General features: G+C 65.1%; 18 protein-coding genes. 9 read left to right on the top strand and 9 right to left on the bottom strand.

Going from position 1 to position 21,452, the window contains the following annotated elements; genetic code table 11:
- Window positions 1-157 precede the first annotated feature (157 nt).
- A complete protein-coding gene (locus HOY44_RS01845; protein WP_287432694.1) occupies window positions 158-2,311 on the top strand; it encodes a malate synthase G in 2,154 nt (717 codons plus the stop codon).
- Window positions 2,312-2,462: 151 nt separating this feature from the next.
- On the opposite strand, the gene HOY44_RS01840 is transcribed toward HOY44_RS01845, so the two are convergent.
- Entirely contained in the window at window positions 2,463-2,858 is a 396-nt protein-coding gene (locus HOY44_RS01840; protein WP_008327839.1) for a (R)-mandelonitrile lyase, read from the bottom strand.
- Between the two features lie 135 nt (window positions 2,859-2,993).
- Between HOY44_RS01840 and HOY44_RS01835 the strand changes: the two genes are divergently transcribed.
- Window positions 2,994-4,049 (top strand): alpha/beta hydrolase, encoded by a 1,056-nt coding sequence (locus tag HOY44_RS01835; RefSeq protein ID WP_287432693.1) that lies wholly within the window; start codon window positions 2,994-2,996, stop codon window positions 4,047-4,049.
- 102 nt (window positions 4,050-4,151) lie between these two features.
- The gene (locus tag HOY44_RS01830; protein ID WP_008327842.1) at window positions 4,152-4,931 is read left to right on the top strand and encodes a gamma-glutamyl-gamma-aminobutyrate hydrolase family protein; all 780 of its coding nucleotides are present in this window, start codon (window positions 4,152-4,154) and stop codon (window positions 4,929-4,931) included.
- 93 nt (window positions 4,932-5,024) lie between these two features.
- Here the strand turns inward: HOY44_RS01830 and HOY44_RS01825 are convergent, their stop codons facing one another.
- The 3 genes from HOY44_RS01825 to HOY44_RS01815 all read right to left on the bottom strand — a co-directional run bounded on the left by HOY44_RS01825 (window position 5,025) and on the right by HOY44_RS01815 (window position 10,434).
- Window positions 5,025-7,451 carry a Hint domain-containing protein gene (locus HOY44_RS01825; protein WP_287432692.1) on the bottom strand — a complete coding sequence of 809 codons (2,427 nt, stop codon included), beginning with the start codon at window positions 7,449-7,451 and terminating at the stop codon, window positions 5,025-5,027.
- A 297-nt stretch (window positions 7,452-7,748) separates the two neighbouring features.
- Entirely contained in the window at window positions 7,749-9,968 is a 2,220-nt protein-coding gene (locus tag HOY44_RS01820) for a xanthine dehydrogenase family protein molybdopterin-binding subunit (protein ID WP_287432691.1), read from the bottom strand.
- Window position 9,969: 1 nt separating this feature from the next.
- On the bottom strand, window positions 9,970-10,434 hold the full coding sequence (locus HOY44_RS01815) for a (2Fe-2S)-binding protein (protein ID WP_008327846.1): 465 nt from the start codon (window positions 10,432-10,434) through the stop codon (window positions 9,970-9,972).
- 111 nt (window positions 10,435-10,545) lie between these two features.
- Between HOY44_RS01815 and HOY44_RS01810 the strand changes: the two genes are divergently transcribed.
- On the top strand, window positions 10,546-11,145 hold the full coding sequence (locus HOY44_RS01810; RefSeq protein WP_287432690.1) for a TetR/AcrR family transcriptional regulator: 600 nt from the start codon (window positions 10,546-10,548) through the stop codon (window positions 11,143-11,145).
- 3 nt (window positions 11,146-11,148) lie between these two features.
- Here HOY44_RS01810 and HOY44_RS01805 read toward each other — a convergent pair whose 3' ends face one another.
- Entirely contained in the window at window positions 11,149-11,910 is a 762-nt protein-coding gene (locus HOY44_RS01805; RefSeq protein ID WP_287432689.1) for an SDR family NAD(P)-dependent oxidoreductase, read from the bottom strand.
- 190 nt (window positions 11,911-12,100) lie between these two features.
- On the opposite strand from HOY44_RS01805, the gene HOY44_RS01800 reads away from it, so the two are divergent.
- From HOY44_RS01800 to HOY44_RS01790, 3 genes are all read left to right on the top strand, one after another.
- Window positions 12,101-12,511 (top strand): methyltransferase family protein, encoded by a 411-nt coding sequence (locus HOY44_RS01800; protein WP_287432688.1) that lies wholly within the window; start codon window positions 12,101-12,103, stop codon window positions 12,509-12,511.
- A 139-nt stretch (window positions 12,512-12,650) separates the two neighbouring features.
- Window positions 12,651-14,225, top strand: a complete 1,575-nt coding sequence (locus HOY44_RS01795; RefSeq protein ID WP_040884259.1) for a Re/Si-specific NAD(P)(+) transhydrogenase subunit alpha — start codon at window positions 12,651-12,653, stop codon at window positions 14,223-14,225.
- A gap of 15 nt (window positions 14,226-14,240) precedes the next feature.
- The gene (locus tag HOY44_RS01790) at window positions 14,241-15,716 is read left to right on the top strand and encodes an NAD(P)(+) transhydrogenase (Re/Si-specific) subunit beta (protein WP_287432685.1); all 1,476 of its coding nucleotides are present in this window, start codon (window positions 14,241-14,243) and stop codon (window positions 15,714-15,716) included.
- Between the two features lie 67 nt (window positions 15,717-15,783).
- Here the strand turns inward: HOY44_RS01790 and HOY44_RS01785 are convergent, their stop codons facing one another.
- The 3 genes from HOY44_RS01785 to HOY44_RS01775 form a co-directional block, all read right to left on the bottom strand.
- Window positions 15,784-16,017 (bottom strand): hypothetical protein, encoded by a 234-nt coding sequence (locus HOY44_RS01785; RefSeq protein WP_008327857.1) that lies wholly within the window; start codon window positions 16,015-16,017, stop codon window positions 15,784-15,786.
- Window positions 16,018-16,209: 192 nt separating this feature from the next.
- Window positions 16,210-16,752 carry a hypothetical protein gene (locus HOY44_RS01780; RefSeq protein WP_287432683.1) on the bottom strand — a complete coding sequence of 181 codons (543 nt, stop codon included), beginning with the start codon at window positions 16,750-16,752 and terminating at the stop codon, window positions 16,210-16,212.
- Window positions 16,753-16,992: 240 nt separating this feature from the next.
- Window positions 16,993-17,538 carry a pseudouridine synthase gene (locus HOY44_RS01775; RefSeq protein ID WP_008327859.1) on the bottom strand — a complete coding sequence of 182 codons (546 nt, stop codon included), beginning with the start codon at window positions 17,536-17,538 and terminating at the stop codon, window positions 16,993-16,995.
- 251 nt (window positions 17,539-17,789) lie between these two features.
- Here HOY44_RS01775 and HOY44_RS01770 point away from each other — a divergent pair, with 251 nt between their 5' ends.
- Together HOY44_RS01770 and HOY44_RS01765 are read left to right on the top strand one after the other, a co-directional pair.
- Entirely contained in the window at window positions 17,790-18,947 is a 1,158-nt protein-coding gene (locus tag HOY44_RS01770; RefSeq protein ID WP_138422842.1) for a type III PLP-dependent enzyme, read from the top strand.
- A gap of 115 nt (window positions 18,948-19,062) precedes the next feature.
- On the top strand, window positions 19,063-20,349 hold the full coding sequence (locus HOY44_RS01765; RefSeq protein ID WP_287432681.1) for a DUF3422 family protein: 1,287 nt from the start codon (window positions 19,063-19,065) through the stop codon (window positions 20,347-20,349).
- A 19-nt stretch (window positions 20,350-20,368) separates the two neighbouring features.
- Here the strand turns inward: HOY44_RS01765 and HOY44_RS01760 are convergent, their stop codons facing one another.
- A complete protein-coding gene (locus HOY44_RS01760) occupies window positions 20,369-21,421 on the bottom strand; it encodes a YeeE/YedE family protein (protein WP_287432680.1) in 1,053 nt (350 codons plus the stop codon).
- Window positions 21,422-21,452 lie beyond the last annotated feature (31 nt).

The raw sequence follows: 21,452 nt of genomic DNA, 5'->3' as shown, positions 1-21,452 counted from the left end.
CAAACGACCTGTCGCCCCGGCCCGAGGCTTCCCCTTGGCCGGGGCGACGCCTTTTTTTCAAGCCTTTTCCGACCGCTTGTTGCCTATAGGAAACTTTTTTCCTATTGGTGGCAAAGGGCTATGGCCCAACCCCGAACTCAATTCGTCAGGAGGCGCCATGGAACGGCGGGTGCAGCAATTCGGTCTGAAAATCGCACCGGAAATCGCGTTGTTCGTCGAGGCGCGGGCCTTGCCGGGCACCGGGGTCAAGGTCGACGACTTCTGGCGCGGATTCGCCAAGATCGTCGAGGATCTGACGCCGAAGAACCGGGCGCTTCTGGACAAGCGGGAACAGCTTCAGGGCAAAATCGACGCGTGGCACGTTACCCACAGGGGTGAAGCCTTCGATCCGCAGGCCTACCGCGCCTTTCTGGAAGAGATCGGCTATCTGCTGCCTGAAGGCGATGATTTCCGGGTCGAAACCGCCAATGTGGACCCCGAGATCGCGACGATCGCCGGGCCGCAGCTCGTGGTGCCGATCACCAATGCGCGCTATGCCCTGAACGCGGCCAATGCGCGCTGGGGGTCGCTTTACGACGCGCTTTACGGCACCGACGCGCTGGGCGACCTGCCCACGGGCAAGGGGTATGACCCCGAACGCGGCGCACGGGTGATCGCATGGGTCAAGGCGCATCTCGACGATGTGGCGCCGCTCGCGGGCGGATCGTGGGCCGATGTCACGTCGCTCGAAGTGAAGAACCGGATGCTTCTCGTGAACGGTGCCATGGGCGAGACCGGCTTGGCCGACCCGGCCCAGTTCGTCGGATATTCGAGCGAGCTGTGCGACCTTCAGGTGATCCTGCGCGTGAACGGGATGCATCTGGAAATCCTCGTCGATCCGACGTCGGACGTGGGCAAGCAGGACCCGGCTGGGATTTCCGACATCTGGCTGGAAAGCGCCATGTCCGCGATCATGGATTGCGAGGACTCGGTCGCCTGCGTCGATGCCGAGGACAAGGCGCTGGCCTATGACAACTGGCTGGGCCTGATGAAAGGCACGCTGAAGGAGGAGGTCACCAAGGGCGGCGAAACCTTCACTCGGGCGCTCAACCCCGACAGCAGCTACACCACGCCCGATGGGGGAACGCTGAAGCTGAAGGGCCGGGCGCTGATGCTCGTGCGCAACGTCGGCCACCTGATGACGAACCCGGCCATTCTGGACGCGAACGGGGACGAGATTTTCGAGGGCATCATGGACGCCATGATGACGACCCTCGCCTCGATGCACGATCTGGAGCGCAAGGCGAATTCGTCCCACGGATCGTTCTACGTGGTGAAGCCCAAGATGCATGGGCCGGAAGAGGTGGCTTTCGCGGACGAACTGTTCACCCGCGTCGAAGAGGTGCTCGGCCTGCCGCGATACACCGTGAAGCTCGGCATCATGGACGAGGAACGGCGCACGAGCGTGAACCTCAAAGCCTGTATCCGCGCCGCGAAACACCGCGTGGCCTTCATCAACACCGGCTTTCTCGACCGGACCGGGGACGAAATCCACACCGCGATGGAAGCGGGGCCGATGATCCGCAAGGGCGAGATGAAGAACACCGACTGGATCCGGGCCTATGAGGAACGCAACGTCGATATCGGGCTGGCCTGCGGGTTGAAGGGCAAGGCGCAGATCGGCAAGGGCATGTGGGCCATGCCGGACCGGATGGCGGACATGCTGGAGGCCAAGATCGGCCATCCGAAAGCGGGCGCCAACTGCGCCTGGGTGCCGTCGCCCACCGCCGCGACCCTGCACGCCACGCATTACCACAAGGTGAACGTGGCCGCCGTGCAGGACGAGATCGCGGCGGGCGGCGCGCGCGGCACGCTGGACGAGCTGCTGACCATTCCGGTGGCCGACGGTCAGAATTGGTCGGACGAGGACATTCGCGAAGAGATCGAGAACAACGCGCAGGGCATTTTGGGCTACGTGGTGCGATGGATCGATCAGGGTGTCGGCTGCTCCAAGGTGCCCGATATTCACGACGTCGGCCTGATGGAGGACCGTGCGACCTGCCGGATCTCGTCGCAGGCGTTGGCGAACTGGCTGCATCACGGCGTGGTCAGTCAGGGCGAAGTGATGTCGGCGATGCGCAAGATGGCCGGTGTCGTGGATCGTCAGAACGCGGGCGATCCGCTTTATCGCCCGATGGCGCCGGATTTCGACGGGATCGCGTTTCAGGCGGCCTGCGACCTCGTCTTCAAGGGGCGCATCCAGCCCTCCGGCTATACCGAGCCGGTGCTGCACCGCAGACGGCGGGAGTTGAAGGCGTCGCTGACCGGCTGAGGCGATCTGGCGGAGTGCGAGGCGCAGGCGCCTCGCACGCTTTGCAAGCCGCGCCTGAGGGCGCGGCGGTCGGGGGCGCTGCCCCCAAGGTCATGTTTGCCGGGCAAACATGACCACCCCCGAGGTGTTTGGAGACCAGAGAAGGACCGGGTCAGCCCGCGTAGTCGGCGTCGCTGACATGTTCGAGCCAGGTCACGGCACTCCCTCCGACGGTTTCCTGAACCGCGATATGGCTCATCCCCGTGTCGGGTCCGGCGCCGTGCCAGTGCTTTTCCCCCGCCTCGAAGCGGACGACATCGCCGGGGCGGATGATTTCCACGGGACCGCCCGCGCGCTGGGCGCGCCCGACACCTTGCGTGACGACGATGGTCTGGCCCGCCGGGTGGGTGTGCCACGCGGTGCGCGCGCCCGGTTCGAAAGTGACCAGTGTGCCGCCGGCGCGGCCCGGGTCTTCGGCGGTGAAGAGCGGGTCCATGCGCACGCGGCCGGTAAACCAGTCGGCGGGACCGATGCGGGACGGGGTTTCGCCTGCGCGGGTGATTTTCATGGGGGCCTCCGTTGCGTTCGCGAGGAGCGTGCCGCGCCGCGCGCCGGCAGGCAACCGCCGTCCTACGTGTTTTTGCGGAGTTGCGGTTCGCGCCGCCGCGCAGGACTGTGTCGCCACATCAGGAGGAGAGACGCCATGACCCAGATCCCGACCATCACCGAGGCGCGCCGCGTGGCGAGCGACCGTTTGGAGACCCGCGTGCTCCTCGCCGGGCCCGAGGATGGCGTGCCGGTGATCTTCGTGCACGGGAACCTGTCGGCGGCGACATGGTGGGAAGAGACCATGCTGCGTCTGCCCGAGGGCTACCGCGCCATCGCCCCGGACCTGCGGGCCTATGGCGAGGCGGACCCGGCGGCCAAGGTGGATGCGACGCGGGGGATGCGCGATTTCGCGGACGATCTCGCGGCGCTGATGGATGCGCTCGGGGTGACGGGCGCGCATATGGTGGGGCATAGCCTGGGTGGTGCGGTGCTCTGGCAGATGCTGGCCGATCATCCGGGGCGCGTGCTGTCGCTCACCCAGGTCTGCCCTGGCGCACCGGAGGGCTTCGGCGGCTGCAAGCTGGACGGCACACCCTGTTTCCCCGACAACGCAGGCTCGGGCGGCGGGGCGGTGAACCCGGACCTGATCGCGCTGATGAAGGCGCAGGACCGGGGCGACGAGACGCCGAACCACATGCGCAACGTGCTCAACGCCTTCGTGTGGAAGCCGCCTTTCGTGCCGGAGCGGATCGAGGACATCCTCACCTCGGCACTGGCGCAGCATGTGGGCGAGGCCGACTATCCGGGCGACATGGTGACGTCCGACAACTGGCCGGGCGTCGCGCCGGGCAAGCTGGGGCCGATCAACGCGCTGGCCCCGATCCATCAGGCCGATCCGCTGGGCTTCACCAAGTCGGGGGCGACGGTGCCGATCCTGTGGCTGAGGGGCGCGGACGATCAGGTGGTCGCGGACGGGTCGCTCTTCGATCTCGGCACGCTGGGCAGCGTCGGCGCGGTGCCGGGCTGGCCGGGGGCCGACGTGTTCCCGCCGCAGCCGATGATCGCGCAGACCGAGGCGGCGCTCGCGGCCTATGAGGCGGGCGGCGGTCGGGTGGAGCGTGTCGTGCTCGCGGATTGCGGGCATTCGCCCTATCTCGAACAGCCTGCGGCCTTCGATGCGGCGTTCCACGACTTCCTCGCCAGCATGTGACGCAGGTGGCGTGCACAGCCGCTCTGCGGCGGCGCGGCGATCCGCCTCTTTTCCTGCTGGGTCCAAAAGGCTAGGTTTGCATCAAACGCGAACAGGACCAACATGACCCGGCCCAAGATCGGCATCATCGGCAACCAAGGCCTTTTGAACGAGAGCTTCCCCATTCACCTTGGGGGGATCATGAATTCGACGGCGGTGGCCGAGGTTTCGGGGGGCATACCGCTCCTCATCCCGGCCGATCCGGCGCTGGTCAGCGTCGAGGAATTGCTGGAGACCTTCGACGGCTTCCTGCTGACCGGCGGGCGTCCGAACGTGCACCCGGAGGAATACGGCGAGGAAGAGACCGCCGCGCATGGCGCGTTCGACCGCAATCGCGATGCGATCACCCTGCCGCTCGTGCGGGCCTGCGTCGAGGCGGGGCAGCCGTTTCTGGGTGTCTGTCGCGGGTTTCAGGAGGTCAACGTGGCCATGGGTGGCTCGCTCTACCCGGAGATCCGCGATCTTCCGGGCCGGATGAACCACCGGATGCCCCCGGACGGCACGCTGGAAGAGAAGTTCGCGATCCGCCATGCCGTCACCTTCACCGAGGGCGGTGTGTTTCATCAGTTGATGGGTGCGGCGAAGGTCATGACGAACACGCTGCACGGGCAGGGCATCAAGACGCCCGGCGCGCGGGTGGTGATCGACGGCCATGCCGACGACGGCACGCCGGAAGCGATCTACATCAAGGATGCGCCCGGCTTCACGCTCGCCGTGCAATGGCACCCGGAATACAACGCGGCCAACGATCCGGTCTCGCGCCCGCTGTTCGAGGCGTTCGGCGTGGCCGCGCGCGCCTGGGCGGATGGCAAGCGGCCGCAGCCGGTGCTGAAAGCGGTCTGACGCGGGACCAGGGCTTTTCGTTTCGTGATCTTGATCCGGCATTCGCACGCGCTGCGGCGCGCGGGCAACCGATTTTGACGGCGGGCGTGTTGCCTAGGCCGCCAGAAGCCGCGCCTCGAAGCGTTTGAGAACGCGGCGCGCGGTCTTGCCGTAAACCGCCGGATCGGCGCGCAGGTCGGGGAAGAGGGTCAGAAGCTCCTCGCGCGCCTCGGCGGCGAGGGCGTCCAGACCCAGCGCGCCGGGGTGGAAGCTTTCGGACGGGGCGCCGTTGCCCCAGAGCACCTCGTGCCTGTCCAGCATGATGTGGAAATAGGTGACCGTGGGCACCTCGACCTGCCGGATCAGGCGCTGGTCGACAAGGTGTTTGGCGGGAACCATGACTTCCGGCGTGTCGAAATAGAGGTTCGCGCGGCTGCCGGAATACACCATGCGATGCTGGGGGGAGACCATCAGGGGCGCGACGTTGCCGAAGGCGCCGCGTTCGAAGCGGATCGGGGCGAAGGTACCGGTGCCGGGCACCGTGCGGAGCCCGATCCAGCGGATCGGCTGCGGGCCGCGATCGCGGGTCAGGACCAGATCGCCGGGTCTGAGGTGCTCGACCGGGCAGGGGCCGGAGGGCGTGTCGATGGCGGTGCCGCCGGTGAAGCAGATGATGAGGTTCTCGATGTTCGAGAAGGTCACGGTGGTGCCGTCGGACAGCGTGGCCGAGCCGCTTTCCGCGTCGGTGTAGCTGATCGTGCCCCAGTCGATCAGCCCGGCGAAGTTGAGCGTGTCGCCGCCGGTTTCGCCGTCTTCGCTGCCGATGATGTCGATGACCGCGCCCGGTCCGCCCAACGCGTTGGCGGCGTCCAGCCAAATCATGTCGTCGCCCGCGCCGCCGGTGACCGTGTCGCCCGCACCGGCCCAGATCGTGTCGTCGCCCGCGCCGCCGAAAAGGATGTCCGACCCTTCGTCGCCCCAGATCACGTCGTCGCCCGCCTCGCCGTGGATCGTGTCGTCGCCGAGCCCCCCGAAGATGTTGTCGGCGGTCCCGGAGGCAGGGATCGTGTCGAAGGACACGTCGGTGATGTTGATGCCGTGCGTGCCGGTCAGGGCGTTTACGTAGATGACCTCGAACCACGCCACCGGCCCGTCGATCTCGACCAGCACCGAGCCTTGGGCATCCTGCGGATTGTCGAGCGTGCCGCCTGCGGTGACGGTGTTGCCGGAAACGCTGTCGTTGCCCGCCGCCGTCAGGGTCACGGCGACCGGATCGCCGTTTTCGTCATAGGCGTTCACGGTCAGCACGTCGATGTGGTTGCCCGCGTAGCTGTCGATGTCGTTCAGGCGGAAGGCGACGTTCTGCACCTCGTCCGACATGCCGGAGCCGGGGACGGCGGCGAAGTCGATGGTGACGGTTCCCGTGGGTCCGTCGCCATTGCCGTAGACATAGGCCGATGAATTGGGGGCGAAGGGCTCGCCCCCGGCCACGTAGTTCGTTTCGGCGGTCGCGACTTCGAACACGGCGTTGTTGCCATCGGCCGAGAACGAGACGTTCACATCCATGGTTCCGGTGGTCTGGGTGAAGCCGCCCGCGATGCTGGCGCCATCCGCGCCCTGCGCGGACCAATTCAGGTCTTCCGTCACGCCGACCGGGCCGTTGTCGCCATAGATCGTGTCGTCGCCATCCTCGCCGAAGATGTTGTCGGTCCCGTCACCGCCGTAGATCGTATCGTCGCCGTCGCCCGCGAAGATGTTGTCGTCGCCGTCGAAGCCGTAGATCAGGTCTTCGTTGCCCGCAGGCCCGGTGCCGTCGCCGTCATCGATCAGGTCGCCGTCCGGGTCGCCGTAATAGGCGGCGTCGATCGTATCGGCACCCGACGTGCCCTCGACCACACCGTCGCCGAAGACGGGCTGGCCGTTCACGAAGAAGAAGTCGGTGGTGCCGTTTGGGTCGTTGGTGCCGAAGTCGTAGGTTTCGTAGTTCGACATCGTGGTGGCATTGCCGGAGCCTGGGAGGATGAAGTCGTTCGCCCCCCCATCCGTGATGCCCGCCTGGGCGACCTGGCTGTAGCCGGTCGTCCACTGGATGTCTTCGTAGATGAATTCTACCGTGAAATTGCCGCCGCCGATGTCGGTCAGCACGATCTGGAACGAGTTCGCGCCGGAGCCGTTGTAGGGCGCGACCCCGTCCCACGTGATCGTCACGGTGCCTGCGGCGGCGTCGAGATCCCAGTAGATCTCACCGCCCGAATTGATGTTCACGTCGCCCCAGAAGGGCGCGATCATGCGCGACGAGGTGCCCGCGAGGTTCGAGGTCTGATAGGCGGTGTTGGCGGCCCCGAAGGTGATGTTGCCGTTCGAGTTGACGTAAAGGCCGGAATAGGTGATTCCGAAAAAGTCGATGCCGTCGCCGAAGACGGACGAGGTATCTACATAGACCGACCCGTCGTCGTTGTTGCCCGTGGTCTTGGAGGTGGAGGAAAAGACGTTCTCTCCGTAGCCCGCTGGCCCGCCGAGGCCTGAATTCATCGTGGCCATGATCGCGCCTCACACCCGGAGCGGGGCGAGGCGAAGGGTCGGACGTAGGGGAGGCCGGCAAAACCCGCCAGCGAATACCTGCAACGATCAATGGCTGACCAATACGCCATCACACCTGAACCACTCTGCCTCGATGCCGCCGGTTATGATCCGGTCGTGCTGAAGTGATTTGTAACGAACTGGTTCATTCATTCCGATGATTGACGTAGCGTCAATCTTTTCGGGCAGGTAAGGAATTCCGCCATGAGGCGGAATTCCGTGCGTTTATGCAACAGGGCGCAGTCTCATTTGCGCGCCTTAGGCGTAGAAGTCGACCTCGTGACGGAAGGGCATTTTGCGCAGGCGCGTGCCGTTCAGGTCGAAGATCGCATTCGCGAGGGCGGGGGCCGCCGGGGGCGTGCCGGGTTCGCCGACGCCACCGACCGCACCGCCCAAGGCAAGGGCCTTGACCTCGAATTCCGGCGTCGCGTTCATGCGAAGCGCGTCGTGATCCCAGAAGTTGCCTTCGACGACCATGCCGTCTTCGAATGTGATCTCGTCATGGATCGCGGCGGACAGGCCATAGATCGCGCCCGAGATAAGCTGGGCCTCGACGTTGCCGGGGTCGATGATCTTGCCCAGATCGGCGGCGATCCAGACCTTGTCGATCTTGACCGCGCCGTCCACGTCGGACACTTCGACGATCTCGGCCACGGGCGTCCCGAAGGAATAGGTGACGGCGATGCCGCGCCCTTTGCCCGCAGGTGTCTTGCCCGTCCAGTTCGCCATGTCGGCCACGGTCTTGACGACTTCGACCGTCTCGGCGTCCACGCCCTCCATATGCGCAAGGCGGAAAGCCACCGGATCGACGCCCGCCTTGTGGGCCAGTTCGTCGATGAAGCTTTCCATGAAGAACGCGTTCTGCGAATTGCCGACCGAGCGCCAGAAGCCGACGCGCGGGGACCGCTCGGGCACGTAGCCCCGGATCAGCACGTTGTCGAAGCCATAGGGCTGTTCGGCCACGCCTTCGGTCACCATCGGGTCGGCCATCGGGCGGTCGATCCCAATGAACGCCTTCATCGTCGCGCGCATGACGGACCCGGCGGCGAGGTCGGCTTTGAACATCTCGACCTTGTCGCCGTTCAAACGCGCCCGCATCCGGCCGATCGCGCCGGGGCGGTAGAAGTCGTGCCGCATGTCCTCTTCACGCGACCACGTGACGTTGACCGGGGTGCCGGGCATCTCTTTCGCGACCTTCGCGGCGTAGATGGCGAAGTCGTTGAAGCCGCGACGGCCGAAGCTGCCGCCCATGATCGTGGTGTGGACCGTGACCTGATCCTGTTTCAGCCCCACGGCCTTGGCCGTCTGCTGCTGGGTGATGATCGGGCCTTGAATGCCCGCCCAGAGTTCCAGCGCGTCGCCGGTGAAGAGCGCGGTGGCGTTCATCGGCTCCATCGGCGCGTGCGACAGGAAGGGCGCGCGATACTCGGCCACCACATCGTCGTCGGACTCGGTGATTTCGCCGTGGTCGTGCGGGGTCGAGTTCACCTCGCCGTCGAAGGCGGCTTCAAGGTCTGCGAAAACCTCGTCCGTGGTCGCGCCATAGGGCGCTTCGCCCCATTCAAACGTGATCGCTTCAGCGGCCTGCATGGCGAGCCAGGTGTTGTTGGCCACCACCGCGACGCCGTCGCCAAGGTCGATGATCTTCTCGACCCCCGGCATCCCTTCGGCCTCGCTCGCGTCGAACGAGATCATTTCGCCTTCGATCCGGGGCGTCATCTTGACGGTGGCGAACTTCATCCCCTCGGCCCGCGTGTCGATGGCGAAGGGCGCGGTGCCCGTCACTTTGGCGGGCTGGTCCAGGCGTGGGAGCGCGTTGCCCACCAGCTTGAAATCCTTGGGGTCTTTCAGCGGCGGATTGTCCGGCGGCGTGATGGCGGCGGCGGCTTCGGCAAGCTCCGCGTAAGGAAGGGCGGTGCCGTCGGTCGCCACGATGGCCCCGTTTTCGGCGCGCAGCTGATCGCGGCCCACGCCCAGTTTCTCGGCGGCGGCGGAAATCAGCATCTCGCGCGCGGCGGCCCCTGCGATCCGGTTCTTTTCCCACGCGTCCACGGCGCTCATCGAGCCGCCGGTGATCTGCATCCCCATCATGCGGGGCATCGCTTCCATCACCGTGTTGACCAGCTTACCCGGCGGTTCGCTGTCATAGCTGCGCGGCAGGATGAACTTGGAGTTGGCATAGGCCTTGGCGGGGGGGCCATGTTCGACGCGCACCATGCTCATCGGCACTTCAAGCTCCTCGGCCACCAGCGCGGCGAGCGAGGTCTGGACGCCTTGCCCCATCTCGGCGCGCGGCACGATGACCGTCACGCCGTCTTTGTCGATGATGACGTAGGAGTTGAGCGACGCGCCCTCGGACGGGTCGAGCGGGTTTTCGGGATCGCGCGTGATCGCATAGGCGCCGACGGCCACGCCGCCGGTCACGGCAACGGCGCCGACGAGGAAGACGCGGCGGGTGATTTTTCCGAGACGGGACATATCAGGCCTCCTGCATCGCTTTGGCCGCGTCATGGATCGCGGCGCGGATTTTCGGATAGGTGCCGCAGCGGCAGAGGTTGCCCTGCATGGCGTCGTCAATGTCCTGATCGGTCGGGTTCGGAATGTCGGCGAGCAGGGCGGCGGCCTGCATGATCTGTCCGGACTGGCAATAGCCGCATTGCGCGACGTTGTTGTCGACCCAGGCCTGCTGAATGGCGGCCAGATTGTCCGGCGTGCCGACGCCTTCGATCGTGGTCACCTCGCCCTCGACCGCTTCGAGCGGCAGTTGGCAGGACCGCTGGGCGATACCGTCGACCTGAACCGTGCAGGCCCCGCAGGCCGCGACACCGCAGCCGAACTTGGTGCCCGTCAGGCCCAGCTCGTCGCGCAGGACCCACAGAAGCGGCACCTCGCCCGGCAGGTCGACGTCGTGCGACGTTCCGTTGACGGTGATCTTGTAACTCATGGCTGGTCTCTCCCGTGACTGGCTGTTCGCGCGCCATTGCTTCTGACAAAATGCACGAAAAATGTCAGCACGTCAATTGACAGATTTTGTCCAAAGTGTCAGAAGGCTCTCATGCAGGTTGATACGGGACGAATTGGGCAGTCGGATGACAAACAGCAGGTGATCCTCACCGCTGCGATGGCGGCGTTCGCCCAATACGGCTTTCGCCGGGTGTCGATGGACGAGATCGCCAAGCGGGCGGGCATGTCGCGCGCGGCGCTCTATCTGCATTTCCGCAACAAGGAAGACATCTTCGCCACGGGTGTCGAGCTTTACTTCGAGCAGGTCGCGGGCGCGATGGCGGAGGTTCTGCACAGCGCGGGCGATCCGGTCGATGCGCTCAGGGGCGCATTCGCGGCCAAGGTCGCGCCGCCTTACGACATGCTGATGGATTCACCGCATGGCGAGGAACTTATCGACCTCAAGACCACCGCCGCCGCCGGCGTGGTGGCCGAGGGCGACGCCAAGCTGATCGCGGTGATTTCGGACTGGCTCGCACGGGCGCAGGCAGCAGGCAATGTGACGCTCGAGGATTATGGAACGGCGGAGGATGCCGCCCGCACGATCCTGAACGCGCTTCACGGGGTCGTCATGGCCGCGCGCAGCTATGCCGTGCTGCGCGCCGACCTCGACCGCCTCGCGCGGCTCATCGGACGGTCGCTGCGGCCCTGACCGCTACATCTGACCGCCGGCGATCTCGATGGTCTGGCCGTTCACGCTTTCCGATCCCGCGCCGACCAGCCACATGGCGGCCGCCGCGACCTCTTCGGGTTGGATCAGGCGCTTGTGGCGGTTGAGATCGCGCATCATGGCCAGCGCCGCCTCGCGGTCGCCGCCGATCTTTTCCGAGATCGCATCCACGTTGCGGGTGACGATGGCGGTATCGACATAGGCCGGGCAGATCGCGTTGAACGTAAGCCCCGATCCCATGAAATCTTCCGAAAACGACCGGATCAGGCCGATGACCCCGTGTTTCGAGGTGGAATAGGCGCCCGCGCCCTTCAGCCCCTTGAGGCCCGCGATGGACGAGATCGCGACGACACGGCCCCAATCCTCGCGCTCCATGTCCGGCACCACCTCGCGCAGCGTGTAGAACACCCCGTCGAGGTTCACCGCCATCACCTTGCGCCACATCTCGGTCGAGGTCTTGGTAAGCTTGCGCCCCTCGGCAATCCCCGCGTTCGCGACGCAGATGGTGATCGGCCCACGCGCCTCGCGCGCCTTGGCGACCGCCGATTTGACGTCGGCCTCGTCCGACACGTCCATCACGCCCGGATGCAGGTTCGGATGCGCCTTGGCCGCGTCCTCCAGAACCTCGATCCGGCGTCCGGTGATGGTCACGTCGGCCCCGGCGCCCGCCAGCGATGTCGCGATGGCCAGACCGATGCCCGTGCCGCCGCCCGTAACAAGCGCATGTTTTCCCGTCAGTTCGTTCATGGTTCCTCCCGCGTTTGTGGTCACGCTACGCCTGTGACGCTGCGGCGCAATCGCTACGTTACGGAAATGCTGCACCTGCGAGGGGTTGCGTCGGCAAGATTGTTCCTCAATAAACGGTGTCTGATGAAATTATGTTGCGCGAGAGATTCTGCTGCTCAAGTGGCTCGACATACCGCCCTTCTGGCTGATCGTGGCGATCGCCGCGTCGTTCGGGCTGGACCGGCTGGTTCCCGGCGGCACGTTCGGACCGGGCTGGGTGCGCTATCTGGGCGATGCCCTTGTCGTGGCTGGCCTGGGGCTGATGGCCTTGGCGCTCGTGGAGTTTCTGCGCGGGCGAACGAGCTTCGTTCCGCGCCGCGTGCCCTCGGCCTTTCTGCGATCCGGCATCTACCGAGTGACGCGCAACCCGATCTACCTCGGCGACGCGCTGGTGCTTGCAGGCGTGATCCTGCATCTCGACGTGCCACTCGCGCTGATCCTCGTCCCGATCTTCGCCGCCTTCATCTCGCACAGGTTCATCCGGGGCGAGGAGCGGGGCCTGATCGAAGCCTTTGGCGACGAGGCGCGGGACTGGATGGACCGCGTGGGCCGATGGTTGTGACGCAGGGGCAAGCACGCTAGGAGAACATAAAGTCGCAAACCCTACGGTTTCGGTCGCAATCCGGAATCGTAGCGTATAGGAAATTTTCTTGAGACTGCGGGGGAAACACCCGCGGCGTGAGTGGGAGAAGGAAAGTACCGTGAAGATAGGGGTTCCAAAGGAAACCATCGCGGGGGAAAACCGCGTTGCCATGACGCCGGAATCGGCGGGCATGTTGCAGAAGCTGGGGTATGACTGCCTCATCGAAACCAAGGCCGGCGAAAAAGCCGGGTTCAACGATGCGGATTACGAAGCCGCGGGCGTGAAGGTGGTCAAGACCGCCGCGAGCCTGTGGAAAGAGGCCGACATCATCGCCAAGGTGCGCATTCCGACCGATACGGAACTCAAGCGCCTGACCAAGGACAAGACGCTCATCACCTTCTTCAACCCCGGTGGGAACGAAGAGGGACTGGAACTGGCCAAGTCCAAGGGCGCGACCGTCATCGCGATGGAAATGGTGCCGCGCATCAGCCGCGCGCAGAAGATGGACGCGCTGTCGTCGATGGCCAACATCGCGGGCTACCGTGCCGTGATCGAGGCGGGCAACAACTTCGGTCGGTTTTTCACCGGGCAGGTGACGGCGGCGGGCAAGGTGCCCCCGGCGAAAGTGCTCGTCATCGGTGCCGGCGTGGCCGGGCTTGCCGCGATCGGCACTTCGACCTCGCTGGGTGCGCAGACCTTCGCCTTCGACGTGCGGCCCGAAGTGGCCGAGCAGGTCGAGTCGATGGGCGCCGAGTTCGTTTATCTCGACTTCGAGGAAGAGCAGGCCGACGGCGCCGCGACAGGTGGCTACGCCGCCGTATCGTCGCCGGAGTTCCGCGAGGCCCAGCTTGCCAAATTCCGCGAACTGGCCCCCGACATGGACATCGTCATCACGACGGCGCTCATCCCGAACCGGGAAGCGCCGAAGCTTTGGCTGAAGGACATGATCGACTCGATGAAGCCGGGTTCGGTCATCGTCGACCTCGCCGCCGAAAAGGGCGGGAACGCCGAAGGCACGGTGATGGACGAGAAGGTGGTGACGCCCAACGGCGTGACGATCATCGGCTACACCGATTTCCCGAGCCGCATGGCGACCCAGTCGTCCACGCTCTACGCGAACAACATCCGGCACATGATGACCGATCTGACGCCCGACAAGGACGGCAAGATCAACGTCAACATGGAGGATGACGTCATCCGCGGGTCCACCGTGACCCATGCGGGCGAGATCACCTTCCCGCCGCCGCCGCCGAAAGTGCAGGCCATCGCGGCCCAGAAAAAGGCGCCGCCGCCCAAGGAACTGACGGCGGAAGAGAAGCGTGCGCAGGAAATCGCGGCCTTCAAGCAGCAGACCAAGACGCAGGCGACCCTTCTGGTCGTGGGCGGTGGCCTGATCCTGCTCGCAGGTCTCTTCGCGCCCGCCAGCTTCATGCAGCACTTCATCGTGTTCGTACTGTCGGTCTTCGTCGGCTTCCAGGTCATCTGGAACGTCAGCCACTCGCTGCACACGCCGCTGATGGCCGTCACCAACGCCATTTCGTCGATCATCATCCTCGGCGCGCTCATGCAGATCGGATCGGGGAGCTTCCTCGTGATCCTGCTGGCGGCCGTGTCGGTCTTCATGGCCGGGATCAACATCTTCGGCGGTTTCCTCGTCACCCGGCGCATGCTCGCCATGTTCCAGAAATCGTAAGGGGGAGACGGACTTATGGAATTCGGATTCACCACCGCGGCCTATGTGGTCGCAGCCGTCCTCTTCATCCTGTCGCTGGGCGGGCTTTCGGGCCAGGAAAGCGCCAAACGGGCTGTCTGGTACGGCATCGTCGGCATGGCGCTGGCGGTTTTCGCAACGCTCATCGGGCCGGGCACAGGCCTGTGGCTTCTGTCGGTCGTGCTCGTCGCGGCGGGCGGGATCATCGGCTTCTACGTCGCCAAGCGCGTCCAGATGACCGAGATGCCGCAACTCGTGGCCGCGATGCACTCGCTCGTCGGTCTGGCGGCCGTGTTCGTGGGCTACAACGCGCATCTTGAAATGGGCCGCGTGGCCGAGATCATGGCGTCGGCCCCCACCTCGCTCAACGCCGAAGGGATGAAAGTCTGGCTGCATGAGCAGGGGCTGGGCACGTTCGGGGAACTGATCGCCAAGAAAAGCCAGGCCGAGCTGAACATCCTCAAGGTCGAACTGTTCCTTGGGATCTTCATCGGGGCCGTGACCTTCACCGGGTCGGTGATCGCCTATGGCAAACTTGCGGGCAAAGTGACCTCGGCGGCGAAAAAGCTGCCCGGTGGCCACGTTCTGAACGCGGGCGCCGCCATCATCTCGCTCATCGCGCTGATCTGGTACGTGGGCTCGGGTGCGTTCCTGCCGCTCGCAATCATGACCGTCATGGCGCTTTTCATCGGCTACCACCTCATCATGGGGATCGGCGGCGCGGACATGCCCGTCGTGGTCTCGATGCTCAACTCGTATTCGGGCTGGGCGGCGGCGGCCATCGGCTTCTCGCTGGGCAACGACCTTCTGATCGTGGTCGGCGCGCTTGTCGGCTCCTCCGGTGCGATCCTGTCCTACATCATGTGTAAGGCGATGAACCGGTCCTTCATCTCGGTCATTCTGGGCGGCTTCGGCGGCCCGGCGGGCGAGCAGATGGAGATCGAGGGCGAGCAGAAGCCGATCGATGCCGAAGGTGTCGCGCAGGCGCTCAAGGATGCCGACAGCATCGTGATCGTGCCGGGCTACGGCATGGCCGTGGCGCAGGCGCAGAATGCGGTCAGCGACCTGACCAAGAAGCTGCGCGGGCAGGGGAAAGAGGTGCGTTTCGCCATCCACCCCGTCGCCGGGCGTCTTCCGGGCCACATGAACGTGCTGCTGGCCGAGGCCAAGGTGCCGTACGACATCGTGCTCGAGATGGAAGAGATCAACGACGACTTCCCCTCGACCGACGTGGTCATCGTCATCGGGTCGAACGACATCGTGAACCCGGCGGCGCAGGAAGATCCGAACTCGCCCATCGCCGGGATGCCGGTGCTGGAGGTCTGGAAGGCCAAGGACGTGTTCGTGTCGAAGCGCGGGCAGGGCACCGGCTATTCGGGCATCGAGAACCCGCTGTTCTACAAGGACAACACGAGGATGTTCTACGGCGACGCCAAGGATTCGGTCACGAGCCTCTTGTCGCTGCTCGACTGATCCGGTCGCAAGACAAGGAAAAGGCCCCGCGATCTGCGGGGCCTTTTTCGTTTCGGGGCCGGGCGGTTCAGTCCAGTTCGCTGGCGCCGTCCGCCTCGTCCTCCTGCCCGAATGTTTCGAGGGAGAAATCGTTGTCGGCGATTTCGACCATCGTGTCGTCAACCGCGTCGGCGAGTCCGGTGACGCTCTGGTCGAAGGCGAAGATCACCCCGGTCGCAAGGCCGAATACGGCGGCGGTGAGAACAAGCCAGTCAACGGTGACAGCACCTGCATCGCTGCCGAAAAAAGTTTTCAAACGCATCGGTTTTCAATCCAGTCATAATGTGTCGTCCGAAATAAAAGTTATGTGGTCAATGCGGTCGCGTCGTGGCCCGAACCGGCGCGATGAAAGGTTCTTTTGGGACCGCCGCGTCACAGCTGTTACCAGATGATTGACGCGGAGGCCGGTCTGCCGCGCGGGCGGCCCGATCCGTCCGCCTGCGCCTGTCGGGTATCAGTCGTTCCACCCGTTGTGGTTGCCGTTGTTCCCGTTGTTGCCGTTGTTACCGTTATTGCCGTTGTTTCCCGAATTCCCGTTGTTCCCGGAATTGCCGTTCGAACCGGAATCGCTCATCCCATTGGACCCCGATCCCCAGTCGTCACGCCCGTTCGGGTTTTCACCGGCATTCCCGACATCCTTGTCGTTGCCCGGGTTGCCCGTGCCACCGTCGTTGCCGCTGTCGGAGCCTCCGGTTTCGTTGGACACCGTGTCCTCGGTCCCGGTCTCGTCGTCGTCGGACGGGTCGTCGTCGTTCCCGGTCTGGTTGGGTGCTGCGGTCGTGGCGATGCCGGTGATTTCTTCGAGCGACAGGTTGGTCGCCGCGATTTCCTCCAGCGCGCCCGAGATGCCGTCGGCGGCGCGGATCACGCCATGCGACACGTCGCCGACGACGGTATAGGCCATCAGCATGGAGCCCCCCCAGAACACCACGAAATCGACCGTGATGGCGCCGGTTTCGTCTTTGAGGAAGTTCGTTATCGCGGATTTGAGCAGCATTCTAAACGTCTCGATCTGATGAACTGGTATCGTCGGGCAGAAGACGACTTGGGGTAGGGATTACCCCCGGTTTCAGGCCGGAATAGGGTGCGATCACGCTGGGATTGGGCCATTTCTCGGCGATTGGTGACGAAAAAGGGGCAGGATAACCCGTCCATGGCATCCTTGGGACCGGACGGGTCGAACGCGGCACCAATGTGGCCCGCGACCTGTGCCAAAGGATAGGGTCGGTATCCCGGCCTAGCGCGCGTCGCGCCACGTGCCGGGTGCGATTCCCTCGACCGACCAGTCGCCCACGCGCCAACGCACGAGCCGGAGAGTGGGAAAACCCACGGCGGCGGTCATGCGCCGGACCTGCCGGTTGCGCCCCTCGGTGATGGTGAGCTCGATCCAGCGATCCGGCACGCTTTTTCGATAGCGGACGGGCGGATCGCGCTCCCACAGGTCCGGCGGGTCGATCAGATGCACCTCGGCGGGGCGGGTGAGACCGTCTTTCAACGTCACACCCTTGCGCAACGGGTCGAGGTCGGCGTCGGTCGGTGCCCCTTCGACCTGCGCGAGATAGGTTTTCGGGGTGCGCGACTTGGGCGACGAAATGCGCGCCTGCAACCGTCCGTCATCGGTCAGAAGCAAAAGCCCCTCGCTGTCGCGGTCAAGCCGTCCTGCCGGGTAAACCTTTGGCACATCAATGTAATCCGACAGCGTCGCGCGCGGAGAGGGGGACTTGGTGTCGGTGAATTGCGACAGCACGTCGAAGGGTTTGTTGAACAGGATCAATCTCGCCATGTGTTCCGCATAAGCGGGTTTTCAAAAAATTTCACCCACGGATTCAAAAACTCTTGCAACGACTCAACACATGCCCCAAATGCGCAATTCAAGACGCCAACGCACGCGCCTCTGGCCACGACCGGCAGACCATATGAGCGCCCCCCCGCCAAAAGGGGCTGCGAGGATGGATCGGCACGCGTTTATGCAGCGACGGTAACGTCTCCACTTGGAACCTTGGGGTACTGCACCCCTGTCTATTGGAGATAGACATGACCTACGTTGCACAGGGCGATTTCGCCCCGATCACCCGTCTCGAATCCGCTGTTCAGTCGATGTCCGTGGACCGTCCGACGCTCGTCCTCGACGTGGACCGTGTCGAATTCCAGTACCATCAGCTCAAGCAGGGTCTGGGCCGCGCCAACATTCACTACGCGGTGAAAGCGAACCCGACCCGCGAAATCATCGAGCGCCTCGTGAACATCGGCTCGCATTTCGATGCGGCCTCGCGCGCCGAGATCGAGCTGTGCCTCAGCCAAGGTGCGGACCCGGCGGACATTTCCTTCGGCAACACCGTGAAAAAGGTGAACGACATCGCGTTCGCCTGGCACGCCGGTGTGACCCTCTTCGCCGCCGACGCGGAAGAAGAGCTTGAGAAGATCGCCGAGCACGCGCCGGGCGCCGAAGTCTACATCCGCATGATCGTGGAAAACAGCCAGGCCGACTGGCCGCTCAGCCGCAAATTCGGCTGCCGTGGCGAGAAAGCGATCGCGCTCATGGCCTATGCGGTCGAACTGGGCCTCAAACCCGTCGGCCTGTCGTTCCACGTGGGTTCGCAGACCAAACGCGCCGAAATGTGGATCGGTGTCCTCGACGCCGTGGCCGAGATCTGGCACCGCGCCGTGGCCGAAGGCTTCGACCTCGACCTCCTGAACATCGGCGGCGGCTTCCCGGCCTTCTACGGCGAAGCGATCGACGCGCCCGCAGCCTATTCGGCCCGCGTGATGGAACTCGTCACCGAGCGTTTCGGCATGGTCGAGCGTGTGATGGCCGAGCCGGGTCGTGGCCTTGTCGCCGAGTGCGGCGCGATCATTGCCGAAGTGCTGCTGGTGTCGAAGAAATCCGACGACGACATGCACCGCTGGGTCTACCTCGACATCGGCCGCTTCTCGGGCCTTGCCGAGACCGAAGGCGAAGCGATCCGTTACCAGATCGCCACGCCGCGCGATTTCGACGAGATGGGGCCCTGCATCCTTGCCGGTCCGTCCTGCGACAGCGCCGACGTGCTGTACGAAAAGCGTCCGATCATGCTGCCGATGACGCTGAAATCGGGCGACCGTGCGATCATCCGCAACGCGGGTGCCTATACCTCGTCCTACTCGTCGGTCGGCTTCAACGGCTTCCCGCCGCTGGACGTCGTGGTCCTCTAAGCCCTTGGCCGGGGTGGCGCATTCGCCGCCACCCCAGCGCGACAATCGACCACTGTATCGGTGCCCTGACTTCGCGTAACCTCGTGAAACGAAACGCGACGAACGGGACCGGGACATGGCCACCATCGAAGACCATCCGCTGCGCTATGCGCTGGCGAACGAGCTGCATGCCCGCCCGTTCCCCACCCTCGACGCACCGTGCTTTGCCGTCTACCTCGCCATCAAACGGCCCGAGAACGCGGCGGGGCGGGATCGGTCGGCAGACGTGGCGCATCTGACCGATCTGCTCGACCGCTACGGCACGGCGCACCCCAAGCCGGGGGCCAACCATTTCTTCGGCGATCTGGGCAAATATCGGCTGAAGTGGGAAAGCCACACGGAATTCGTGACCTACACGATCTTCGGTGACGGCAATTCCGATACGCCCTTCGACGGCAAGAATTTCGGTGTGTTTCCCGAAGACTGGCTGGCCGAAGCGCCGGGCGTGCGCATGACCTCGGCCCTGATCCGGGTGGAGCGGATGCCTTCGGACGACGAGATTCGGGCGAAGATCGACAGGTGGTTCGTGCCCGAAAGCATGGCGGCGACCCATGTGCTCGACCAAGCGGGCATCATGGCGGGGGATTTCCGCATCGACGAAGGCGGACATGCGCGGTTCGCGCTCTTCGCCGGAGACGACTGTTCGCCGCGCCGGATCGGGCGGATCGTGCAGCGGATCTGCGAGATCGAGACATACAAGCAGATGTCCATGCTGGGGCTGGCCCGAGCGCGCGCGATACAGGGGCGGCTGGGCGAAATGGGCGACGAGCTGTCGCGTCTCGTCGCGGACATGGGGAGCGAGACGACCGCCTCCGAGGCCCGGTTGCAGAAGCTTCTCGGCATTTCGGCCGATCTGGAACGTCTGAACGCCGAAACCTCGTTCCGGTTCGGGGCGACGGCGGCCTACGAGGCGATCGTGAACCAGCGGATCGAAGTGCTGCGCGAGGAACGCTGGGACGGGCGTCAGACCTTTCGCGAATTCATGACCCGCCGCTACGATCCGGCGATGCGCACCGTGAAGGCGGTCGAGCGGCAGTTGCATGATATGGCCGAACGCGCGATCCGCGCCGGTGACCTGCTGCGCACCAAGGTCGATGTGGAACGCTCGGCCGAGAACAAGGCGCTGCTGGAATCGATGGATCGGCGGGCCGACTTGCAGCTACGGCTGCAAGAGACGGTCGAAGGGCTGTCGGTGGTCGCGATCAGCTATTATGCGGTCAGTCTTTTGGGTTATCTGACCGCCCCCGTCGCCAGTGCGCTGCACGTGGACAAGGTGTGGTGGACCGCCGGGCTGGTCATCCCCGTCGTGCTGCTGGTCTGGCTTGCGGGCCGGACGGTGCGAAAACGGCTGATCCCGCACTAGGATCAGCCGCTCGGCAGGGTCATTCGGCGGGCACGGCCAGACCGCGCGGGGCGGCCTCTCCCAGCGCGCGGGAGGCGACGAGGGCGCCGCCCGCGATGGCCACGAGGGCGAGGATCGCCGCGAGCGACAGGGTCGGCACGCCCGACAGGCCCGCACCCACGGTGCAGCCGCCCGCCAGCACGCCCCCGATCCCCATGAGCGCCGCGCCGGAAGCGTAGCGCCCGGTTTCGCGGGGGGAGGTGAAGCTCTGCCATTTGAAGCTGCGGAACACGAGCGACGCGAGCAGGGCACCGACAAGGACGCCACCGATCAGCGCCGTGCCGAAACCCGCCGGGATCGAGGTCGAGGCGATGGTGAAGAACAGCGCCTCGGTTGCGGGCGAGGTGAACGACAAGCTTTCCATCGCGATCGGGTCGAAATCGTCATAGAGCACGTATCCCGTGCCCACCCAGGCAAGCGGAACGAGCAGACCCAGAAGCGCGGCCAGCAAAAGCGTGCCGGGGCGGTTGCCGGACCGCAGGGCCACGGCCAACGCCGCCACCGCGATCACGGCGGACCACAACAGCGCACCACCGGGCAGGGCGGCAAGGCTGACCGCGTCGCCCAAGGGCAGGGTGACAGAACCCAGCGACGTGCGGATCGGGGCCAGAACGCCCTTCAGCGTGGCATGTGCCACGACCGCGAAGACGAGGATCACGAACAGCGCGCGCAGGTTGCCGGTGCCCCCCAGCACGGTCAGGCGCGACGCGCAGCCACGGGCCAGCACCATGCCCGCCCCGAACAGGGCACCCCCTATGAGGATGGCGAGGATCGGCAGATCGCCCGTCATGAAGCGGTGATCGTCGAACGCGATCAGCCCGGCGGCCACGGCGGCCTGCGTGCCGATCAGCGCGCTCGCCAGCGCCATGAACCAGACCCCGGCGGCGGCGCGGCGATCCTGCCCCACGACGGCGCGTCGGAAGCAGAACTTCGTGCGCTCGGCCAGCACGCCGAACAAAACCCCGACAAGGGCGCCGAACATCACGGCGACCTGCGGTGCGGTGAGCGTTTCAAATCCAAGGCTTTCGAACATCGCGCTTCCCCCGATCTGGAATGATTGTTCC

The sequence above is a fragment of the Maritimibacter sp. genome, from assembly GCF_016774595.1.
Taxonomy (GTDB): Bacteria; Pseudomonadota; Alphaproteobacteria; order Rhodobacterales; family Rhodobacteraceae; genus Maritimibacter; species Maritimibacter alkaliphilus.
Note: the sequence above shows the minus strand (reverse complement) of the source record. Positions and strands in the feature narration are given on the sequence as shown.